The organism is Caulobacter sp. P1_B12_2 (assembly GCF_056406675.1).
In genome coordinates this window covers 1-5,391 of the sequence record NZ_JBFTZS010000327.1, presented here as the reverse complement: position 1 = coordinate 5,391, position 5,391 = coordinate 1, and the positions used below count along the sequence as shown (strand labels likewise).

General features: G+C 67.6%; 6 protein-coding genes. 5 read left to right on the top strand and 1 reads right to left on the bottom strand.

Annotated features, from left to right (window positions below):
• Window positions 1–810, bottom strand: an 810-nt coding sequence (locus tag AC1DZ6_RS18170; protein WP_477098546.1) for a uroporphyrinogen decarboxylase family protein, incomplete at its 3' end; no start/stop codon positions are given.
• Window positions 811–1,265: 455 nt separating this feature from the next.
• Here AC1DZ6_RS18170 and AC1DZ6_RS18165 point away from each other — a divergent pair.
• Genes AC1DZ6_RS18165 through dnaQ form a run of 5 tightly spaced genes read left to right on the top strand, consistent with a single transcriptional unit; the run spans window position 1,266 to window position 4,961 of the window.
• Window positions 1,266–2,168 (top strand): pyruvate, water dikinase regulatory protein, encoded by a 903-nt coding sequence (locus AC1DZ6_RS18165; protein ID WP_477098545.1) that lies wholly within the window; start codon window positions 1,266–1,268, stop codon window positions 2,166–2,168.
• Window positions 2,165–2,764: a Maf family protein gene (locus AC1DZ6_RS18160; RefSeq protein WP_477098544.1), complete on the top strand. Its 600-nt coding sequence runs from the start codon at window positions 2,165–2,167 to the stop codon at window positions 2,762–2,764. Before AC1DZ6_RS18165 ends, AC1DZ6_RS18160 begins: the two co-directional genes overlap by 4 nt.
• A complete protein-coding gene (gene aroE, locus AC1DZ6_RS18155) occupies window positions 2,761–3,618 on the top strand; it encodes a shikimate dehydrogenase (RefSeq protein ID WP_477098543.1) in 858 nt (285 codons plus the stop codon). Before AC1DZ6_RS18160 ends, aroE begins: the two co-directional genes overlap by 4 nt.
• Window positions 3,615–4,238, top strand: coding sequence for a dephospho-CoA kinase (gene coaE / locus AC1DZ6_RS18150; RefSeq protein ID WP_477098542.1), 624 nt, complete (start codon window positions 3,615–3,617; stop codon window positions 4,236–4,238). The genes aroE and coaE overlap by 4 nt, the downstream gene beginning before the upstream one ends.
• A 6-nt stretch (window positions 4,239–4,244) precedes the next feature.
• Window positions 4,245–4,961: a DNA polymerase III subunit epsilon gene (dnaQ, locus tag AC1DZ6_RS18145; protein WP_477098541.1), complete on the top strand. Its 717-nt coding sequence runs from the start codon at window positions 4,245–4,247 to the stop codon at window positions 4,959–4,961.
• Window positions 4,962–5,391 lie beyond the last annotated feature (430 nt).

Sequence of the window (5,391 nt, the reverse complement as noted above, 5' to 3'; positions counted from 1 at the left end):
GTCCAGCGCCACGCCCTGGACCGGGGTGACCTTGGCGTAGGCCTCGACCAGGGTCCCGGCGCCGCGCGGGAAGCCGATGATCGGCGTCGTCACGCCCCTGGCCCGCAAGCCCTCGATGATGSCGGTGTGCGGCTTGGTCACCAGGCGGTCGAACAGCGGCTCGGACAGGCCCTCGGCCCAGCTCTCGAACAGCTTCAGCACCTGGGCGCCCGACGCCGCCTGCATGGCCAGGTAGTCGATGGTGGCGTCGATCAGCACCTGGATCAGGGCGTCCAGCGTCTCAGCGTTCTGGTAGGCGTAGGTCCGGGCGCCGGAACGGTCGCTGGAGCCGCCTTCGATCATGTAGGTCGCCACGGTCCAGGGGGCGCCGGCGAAACCGATCAGGGCCCGCTCGGGCTCCAGCGCCGACCGCACGCGGCTCAAGGTCTCGCCCACCGCGCCCAGCGCCTGGCCGGCCTGGCCCGTCAGGTCGCGCATCGACTCGATCGACGGCAGTTCGCCCAGCTTGGGCCCCTCGCCCGCCTCGAACCAGACCTTCTGGCCCAGGGCCTGGGGGATCAGCAGGATGTCGGCGAACACGATGGCCGCGTCATAGGGGAACCGCCGCATCGGCTGCAGGGTCACCTCGGCGGCCTTCTCCGGGTTCAGGCAGAAATCGATGAAGGTCGGCTCGGTGGCGCGAACGGCTCGATATTCCGGCAGGTAACGTCCCGCCTGCCGCATGAACCACACGGGCGGACGTTCGGCGCTCGTGCCCTCCAGGACGGAGAGGAGCTTGGGCTGGACGGCGGATTTCGAGAGCGAGGTCATGTCAGGCCTTAAATCCCCTCAGGCCCGTGGGCTCAAGCCCGTATCGCCCCGGAGGCCTTCTTCCCTTCTTCCTTCTCTCTTTAAGAATATTTTAAGGAAAATTGTAGGAGATGGTGAGCAAGTGCCTAACGGGGAAAACCCCGTTGCGACGCACCATGCCCCCTGCCCATCGCAAATCCATCCCAGCTCGGCCCACATGTGGGTACGGGCCTGTGAACTATGGGGATAGTCCGCTAGCGCTTCGTAATTCCTAATGAAACGTTAAGATGGCTAACGGCGCCGTAACCATGAGCGTTTGCTCATCCCCGGTCTGGGGGAATCGGAAGTGCACGGCCTGTGGTGACGATCTGAGACTGGGGATTGTCCGCGATCAACGCGACCGTTTAACACAGGGGCAGTTCGACGCACCGTAACGAGCCGGGATTCACCCCCGCTCATCCCCAGGGGCCAGGCCAGTGGTTAAGCAACCGTTAACGGATGATCCACAGGAAGCTGGCGCCCCCGAGGGTGAAAGAACCGCGCCGCGCTTCGCGACCTACTTCCATATTCACCTGGTGTCGGACTCGACGGGCGAGACCCTGAACGCGATGGCGCGGGCCGTTTGCGCCCGTTTCACCGACATTCTGCCGATTGAACACATCTATGCGCTGGTCCGTTCCACGCGCCAGCTGGACCGGGCGCTGGAGGAAATCGCCGGCGCGCCGGGCGTGGTCATGCACACCATCATCGACCCGAACCTGCGCTCGGCCCTGGAGGAAGGCTGCCGGCGGCTGGAGATGCCGTGCATCGCCGCCCTCGATCCGGTGGTCAGCGCCATGTCGCGCTATCTGGGCGCGCGGATCTCCACCCGGGTCGGCGCCCAGCACGCCCTGAACAACGACTATTTCGACCGCATCGAGGCCCTGGACTACGCCATCGCCCATGACGACGGCCAGGGCGGCCAGGATCTGACCCAGGCCGACGTCATCCTGGTGGGCGTGTCGCGCACGTCCAAGACGCCGACCTGCATCTATCTGGCCCACCGCGGGGTCCGGGCCGCCAATGTGCCGCTGGTGCCGGGCCGCCCGCCGCCCGAGGAGCTGTTCACCCTGAAGAACACCCTGATCGTCGGCCTGATGACCACGCCCGAGCGGCTGATCCAGATCCGCCGCAACCGCCTGCTGTCGCTGAAGGAGAACCGCGAGAGCGACTATGTCGAGACCGATGCGGTCCGGGCCGAAATCATCGCCGCGCGTCGGCTGTTCGAGAAACAGGGCTGGCCGATCATCGACGTCACCCGGCGATCGGTCGAGGAGACGGCGGCGGCGATCATCAACCTGCTGTCGGGCGGCCGCGGCCAGGTCGAGGTGCTGGGATGAGTTCACCCCCCATCACCCTGGCGTCCAAAAGCGCCGCTCGCCAGGCGATCCTGCGCAACGCCGGCGTCGCGTTCACGGCGGTCGGTTCGGGCGTCGACGAGGACGCCGCCAAGGCGGGCCTGCTGGCCGAGGGCGCCTCGCCTCGCGAAGTGGCCGACGCCCTGGCCGAGCTGAAGGCGTTCAAGGTTTCCACCAAGCGCCCCGGCCTGGTGATCGGCTCGGACCAGACCCTGGAGCTGGACGGCGCCCTGTTCGACAAGGTCGACACGGTGGAGGCCGCCCGCGAACGGCTGATCCAACTGCGCGGCAAGGTCCACAAGCTGCACTCGGCCGTGGTCGTGGCCCGCGACGGCCGGCCGATCTGGCGGGTGGTCGAGACCACCAAACTATCGGTCCGAAACYTCAGCGACGTCTGGCTGGACGACTATCTGGAGCGCAACGCGCCCGACGTCCTGTCCTCGGTCGGCTGCTACTTCCTCGAGGGCGAGGGCGTGCAGATGTTCGACCGCATCGACGGCGACTATTTCTCCATTCTCGGCCTGCCGATCGTCGGCCTGTTCGATTTCCTGCGTCTTCATGGGGCCCTCGAGGCATGAGCATTACCGGATCCGCCATCGTCGCCGGCGTTTGCGGCCAGCCGATCCGCCATTCGATGAGCCCGGTGATCCACAACGCCTGGATCGCCGCGGCCGGGCTGGACGCCGCATATGTGCCGTTCGCGCCGGGCGAGGATAATTTCGAGACCTTCGTCGAAGGCCTGCGCGGCGGGGCGATCCGGGGTCTCAACGTCACCATCCCGTTCAAGGAACAGGCTTTGGCCTGCGCCGATCGCTGCAGCGACCTGGCCAAGTTGGCCGGCGCCGCCAATCTGCTGATCTTCGAGGCCGACGGGACGATCACGGCCGACAACACCGACGGCCCCGGCCTGATCGGCGCGATCGCCGTCCAGGCGCCGGGCTTCGACCTGGCCGCCTCGCCGGTGGTGATCCTGGGCGCCGGCGGCGCGGCTCGAGGCGCGGCCGCCGCCCTGGCCCTGGCCGGCGCGCCCAAGGTCAGCATCGTCAACCGCACCTTCGCCCGGGCCCAGTCCATCGCGACCTCGATCGGCGGCGTGGTCGAGGCCGCGTCCGAACAGGAGCTCGACGCCCTGCTGGCCCAGGCCGGCCTGGTGATCAACGCCACGTCGCTGGGCCTGGGCGGCGGGACCGGCCCGGCCGCGCGGCTGGAGCTGACGCCCGCCAACGCCGTGGTCGTCGACATGGTGTACAAGCCGCTGCGCACCGAGTTCCTGCGGCGGGCCGAGGCGGCGGGCCGCCGGACGGTGGACGGACTGGAGATGCTGCTGCGCCAGGCGGTTCCCAGCTTCGAGACCTTCTTCGGCGTCACGCCGCCGGCCGAGGTCGATGTCCGAGCCCTCGCTCTCGCCCAGTTGGGAGACGCCGCGACATGATCGTCCTGGGCCTCACCGGGTCGATCGGCATGGGCAAGTCGACCACCGCCAAGATGTTCGTCGAGGCCGGCGTGCCGGTCTACGATTCCGACGCCGCCGTGCACGCCCTCTATGCCAGCGGCGGGGCGGCGGTCGCCCCGGTGCAGGCGGCCTTTCCAGGCGTGGTCGTCCACGGCTCGATCGACCGCACCAAGCTCAGTGCAGCGGTGATGGGTAATTCCGAGGCCCTGGCGGTCCTGGAGTCGATCGTCCACCCGTTGGTCGGCGCCCACCGGATCGGCTTCTTCGAGGACGCCCAGGCCCAGGGCGCCGACGTCGTCGTGCTCGACATCCCCCTCCTCTTCGAGACCGGCGGCCACAAGAAGGTGGACAAGGTGGTGGTCGTCTCGGCCCCCGCCGACGTGCAGCGCGAGCGGGTCCTGGCCCGGGCCGGCATGGATCCCGCCAAGTTCGAGGCCATCCTGGCCCGCCAGACGCCCGACGCCGAAAAGCGGGCCCGGGCCGATTTCGTGATCGACACCGGCCGGGGCCTGGACGCCGCCCGCGACCAGGTCCGCGACATCCTGACTCGTCTTAGAGCCGTGGCTCCGCTTGAAGACGGCGACGAACAAGGCCATTGAAATCGGATGGCGCGGGAAATCATCCTCGATACCGAAACCACCGGCTTCGACCCCAAGACCGGCGATCGGCTGGTCGAAATCGGCTGCATCGAGGTGGTCGACTACATGCCCACGGGCCGGTCGTTCCACGAATATTGCGACCCCCTGCGCGACATGCCGGCCGAGGCCCAGAAGGTTCACGGCCTGTCGATCGAGTTCCTGACCGGCAAGCCCAAGTTTCACGAGATCGCCGACCGCTTCCTGGAGTTCGTCGGCGATTCGCCGGTGATCGCCCACAACGCCGCCTTCGACCGCAGCTTCGTCAATTTCGAGCTGGAGAAGTGCAATCGCGGCCCGCTGCCGGAAAGCCGCTGGGTCGACACCCTGGCCATGGCCAAGAAGCGCTTCCCGGGCATGTACAACTCGCTCGACGCGCTCTGTAAGCGTTTCAAGATCAGCCTCGACAGCCGCGACAAGCACGGCGCCCTGATCGACGCCCACCTGCTGGCCGAGGTCTATCTCGAGCTGCAGGGCGGCAAGGAGCGGGCGCTGGAGCTGACGGCGGTGGTCGCCGTCAACGCCGTTTCGGCGGCCCGCGCCGGCTCGTACGGCGCCCGCCCCCGGCCGCTGGCCCCGCGCTCCACCGAGGCGGAACGCGAGATCCACGCCGCCTTCGTCCAGAAGAACTTCAAGGACAAGGCCGTCTGGATCCAGTTCGGGGTCGGGACCGTGGCCGAGGGCTGAGGTTCCCAAGCCTCCCCCTGTGGGGGAGGCGATCGCGCAGCGATCGCTGGGGGGAGTTTTGGGATCGAAGATCTTAGAGCTGGCCATAATCCGATCACGCCCCCCTCCGTCGGCTTCGCCGACACCTCCCCCACAGGGGAAGCTTTGTGAAGACGCAGCTTCGCTGTCTCACGCGGAACATCCGCTGAGTGGTTGAGGAGGACGCGGAGCGGTCCGGGCCGAGCCCGGATGACCGTGGGTTTGAATGTGCGTTTCGGCTTGGCTCGACCGCTCCGCGAAACCGTTCTTCTCAAGGGACGGCGATTGAGGGCTTGTTTCATCCCGATCGACGTTTCCCCTCAGGCGGGCAGGATCAAAGTCGCCCGGAAGGGGCCGTCGGCGACTCCGACTGATCCTCGAACAGGCCGGTTTGAACTCCCAGCCCCGTCAA